This window comes from Hydrogenophaga sp. (assembly GCF_051007235.1).
Classification (GTDB): Bacteria; Pseudomonadota; Gammaproteobacteria; order Burkholderiales; family Burkholderiaceae_C; genus Hydrogenophaga.
Map to the genome: position 1 here is coordinate 1 of NZ_JBPCSJ010000047.1, position 3,828 is coordinate 3,828.

4 protein-coding genes are annotated in these 3,828 nt (G+C 69.7%); all 4 read left to right on the forward strand.

The features are described 5' to 3' along the window. A partial coding sequence (gene amt / locus ACR2JA_RS01490; RefSeq protein ID WP_434007375.1) for an ammonium transporter occupies positions 1-1,397 on the forward strand: 1,397 nt, incomplete at its 5' end. Between the two features lie 198 nt (positions 1,398-1,595). Further along, positions 1,596-1,841, forward strand: a complete 246-nt coding sequence (locus tag ACR2JA_RS01495) for a hypothetical protein (protein WP_434007376.1) — start codon at positions 1,596-1,598, stop codon at positions 1,839-1,841. Between the two features lie 73 nt (positions 1,842-1,914). Beyond that, a complete protein-coding gene (gene glcE / locus ACR2JA_RS01500) occupies positions 1,915-3,066 on the forward strand; it encodes a glycolate oxidase subunit GlcE (protein ID WP_434007377.1) in 1,152 nt (383 codons plus the stop codon). A gap of 3 nt (positions 3,067-3,069) precedes the next feature. Further along, positions 3,070-3,828 (forward strand): glycolate oxidase subunit GlcF (gene glcF, locus ACR2JA_RS01505; RefSeq protein WP_434007378.1); only part of this gene is annotated, 759 nt, incomplete at its 3' end.

Below are 3,828 nucleotides of genomic sequence, written 5' to 3' on the forward strand. Positions count from 1 at the left end.
CAGCTGCACCCGTCGCTGCAGCCGCGGCGTCCGCACCGGCGCCCGCTGCCGCACCGGCTCCGGTCCCCAACAAGGGCGACACCGCCTGGATGATGGTCTCCACCATCCTGGTGATCCTGATGGTCGTGCCCGGCCTGGCCCTGTTCTACGGCGGCCTGGTGCGCAGCAAGAACATGCTGTCGGTGCTGATGCAGGTGATGGTGACCTTCTCGCTGATCGTCGTGCTGTGGGCCGTGTACGGCTACAGCCTGGCCTTCACCGAGGGCAACGCCTTCATCGGCGGCTTCGATCGCCTGTTCCTCAAGGGCATTTGGGACAACGCGGCCGGCACCTTTGCCAACGCGGCCACCTTCAGCAAGGGCGTGGTGATCCCCGAGATCGTGTTCGCCGCCTTCCAGGCCACCTTCGCCGGCATCACCTGCGCCCTGATCGTGGGCTCTTTCGCCGAGCGCATGAAGTTCAGCGCCGTGCTGCTGTTCACCGCCATCTGGTTCACCTTCAGCTACGTGCCCATGGCCCACATGGTCTGGTTCTGGATGGGCCCGGATGCCTACAGCTCGGCCGAAGTGGCCGCTGAAATGACCGCCAAGGCCGGCCTGATCTGGCAACACGGCGCGCTGGACTTCGCCGGCGGCACCGTGGTGCACATCAACGCCGCTGTCGCCGGCCTGGTCGGCGCCTACATGGTGGGCAAGCGCATCGGCTACGGCAAGGAAGCCATGGCCCCGCACAGCCTGACCCTGACCATGGTCGGCGCCTCGCTGCTGTGGGTGGGCTGGTTCGGCTTCAACGCCGGCTCCGCCCTGGAAGCCAACGGCTTCGCCGCCCTGGCATTCATCAACACCCTGTTCGCCACCGCCGCCGCCGTGCTGGCCTGGTGCATCGGTGAAGCCCTGGCCAAAGGCAAGGCTTCCATGCTGGGTGCCGCCTCCGGTGCCGTTGCCGGCCTGGTCGCCATCACCCCCGCCGCCGGCAACGTCGGCATCGTGGGTGCGCTGGTCATCGGCTTCCTGGGCGGCTTCGCCGGCCTGTGGGGCGTGACCGGTCTGAAGAAGTTGCTGGGTGCGGACGACTCGCTGGACGTGTTCGGCGTGCACGGTGTCTGCGGCATCCTGGGTGCCCTGCTGACCGGCGTGTTCAACAGCCCCAACCTGGGCGGCCCCTCGATGGTGGCCGACTGGACCACCGTGGCCATGGTCACGGCCGATGCCTACAGCATCGCCAGCCAGGTCTGGATCCAGGCCAAGGGCGTGCTGATCACCATCGTGTGGTCCGGCGTGGTCTCCGTCATCGCTTACAAGATCGTCGACCTCACCATCGGCCTGCGCGTGACCGAAGAGCAGGAACGCGAAGGTCTGGACATCAGCAGCCACGGCGAAACCGCCTACAACCGCTGATCCACGGGATCCCCCGTGTGTGCTGAGGGAACGCGCGCACACACGGGTTGACTGTCAGAGCGTCTCCGATGGATGTTCAGCCCCCGTGCCGCCAGGCCCGGGGGCTTTTTTTCGCCCGGTGGCGGTGGTGAATGCGTCACAGACGGCGCGTTCGGGCCGCGGGAGCATGGACCCCGTCACACACCGCCGGGAGGTCCCATGTTCCGTTGCCGTTCCGGGCGCTTTGCCGCCCTCGTCTGTGTGCTGGGTTGGACCGTGTCCACCGGCGTCGGCGCTGCCCCCGCGCACGGTGGTGGCCGGGGCACCCAGGCACCGCCCACCACCGTGCGCTTCATCGACGCGCCGTCCGCCGAAAGCCCGGCCGCGCGCCAGAAGCGGCTGAAGAGAGAATGCAAAGGCCGCCCCAACGCGGGGGCCTGCCTGGGGCACACCGGCCGCGACTGAGGCGGCCGGGCGGGCCGCGATTGCAGCGCGGCGTGCAAAAAATTCAACGGCCGCACCAAGCCCCGCCGCTACCATGGCGGCCATGCCCAACAGCCCCACGAACGAAGACCGGCCGCAGCACCTGATCGAACAGGTCCAGGCCGCCAGCGCCGCGCGCACGCCCTTGCGCATCCGCGGCGGCAACACCAAGGCCTTTCTGGGCGAACCTGTGCAGGGTCCGCCGCTGGACACGCGCGTCTGGTCCGGCGTGGTCAGCCACGAGCCGACCGAACTGGTCATCACCGTGCGCGCCGGCACCCCGCTGGCCGAGGTGCAAGCCGTGCTGGCCGACAAGGGCCAGCACCTGCCGTTCGACCCGCCCTGTTTCGCGTCGGTTTCGGGCGACGGCGCCACCATCGGCGGCGTGGTCGCCGCCGGCCTGGCCGGCCCGGCCCGTGCCACCGCGGGCGGCGTGCGCGACTTCGTGCTCGGCGCCCAGTTCATCGACGGCCGGGGCCACTGGCTGACCTTCGGCGGCCAGGTCATGAAAAACGTGGCCGGTTACGACGTCAGCCGTGCGCTGGCCGGCTCCCTGGGCACGCTGGGCGTCATCACACACCTGTCCCTCAAGGTGCTGCCGGTGGCGCCGGCCGAGGCCACGCTGGTGTTTCCGCTGGGCCAGCGCGACGCGCTGGAGCAGTTGCACCGTTGGGGTGGCCAGCCGCTGCCGATCAACGCCTCCTGCTGGGTGAAGGATGTCACGGCGCCGGACCAACCCGAGCTGCTGTTCGTGCGCCTGCGCGGTGCTGTGGCCGCGGTCGAGTCCGCGTGTGAACGCATGGTGCGTGAAGCCGGCGGCCAGCGCATGGACAACGCCCAGGCCGGACCGGACTGGGCCGCCTGCCGCGACCAGACCCTGCCGTTTTTCAACTCGCCTTCGCCGGACCTGTGCCTGTGGCGCCTGTCGCTGCCGCAGACCGCGCCGGTGCTGGACCTGCCGTTTGCGCAGCTGATCGAATGGCAGGGCGCGCAGCGCTGGCTGTGGGCGCCAGCCTCGGCCGCGGCCCAGATCCGCGCCGCCGCCGCGGCGGTGCAGGGCCACGCCACGCTGTTCCGTGCCGGGGCCGACGGCGCGCCCGGCGTGCGCCGCTTTGACGCCGAGAGCCCGGCCTTGCAGGCCATCACGAAACGCCTGCGCGAAGCCTTCGACCCGCAAGGCATCTTCAACCCGGGCCGGATGGGATAAGCCATGCAAACCAACCTCGCCCCCGAATTCCAAGGCACGCCCGACGGCCTGGCCGCCGAAGCCATCCTGCGCAAGTGCGTGCACTGCGGTTTCTGCACCGCCACCTGCCCCACCTACCAGCTGCTCGGCGACGAGCTCGACGGCCCGCGCGGCCGCATCTACCTGATGAAGCAGGTGCTCGAAGGCGCCGAACCCACGCGCAAGACCCAGCTGCACCTGGACCGCTGCCTGACCTGCCGCAACTGCGAAAGCACCTGCCCCAGCGGCGTGGACTACGGCCACCTGGTCGACATCGGCCGCAAGATCGTGGACGCCAAAGTGCCGCGCCCGGTCGGCGAAAAGGCGGTGCGCTGGCTGCTCAAGGAAGGCCTGACCTCGCCCGCCTTCGGCCCCGCCATGACGCTGGGTCAGCTGGTGCGCGACCTGCTGCCCGAGACACTGAAAAACAAGGTGCCCGCGAAGCAGGATGCCGGCCGCTGGCCCACCGCGACCCATGCGCGCAAGGTGCTGATGCTCGCGGGCTGTGTGCAGCCGGCCATGATGCCCAACATCAACAGCGCCACCGCGCGCGTGCTCGATGCCGCTGGCATCCAGACCGTGGTCGCTTCGGAAGCCGGCTGTTGCGGCGCCGTGAAGTTCCACCTCAACGACCAGGACGGCGGCAGCGCGCAGATGCGCGCCAACATCGACGCCTGGTGGCCGCACATCGAGGCTGGCGTCGAGGCCATCGTGATGAACGCGTCGGGCTGCGGGGTGACGGTC

Coding starts and splice junctions, on each gene's coding strand:
- ACR2JA_RS01495 (WP_434007376.1), top strand. CDS start 1,596: ATGTTCCGTTGCCGTTCCGGGCGCTTTGCCGCCCTCGTCTGTGTGCTG.
- glcE (WP_434007377.1), top strand. CDS start 1,915: ATGGCGGCCATGCCCAACAGCCCCACGAACGAAGACCGGCCGCAGCAC.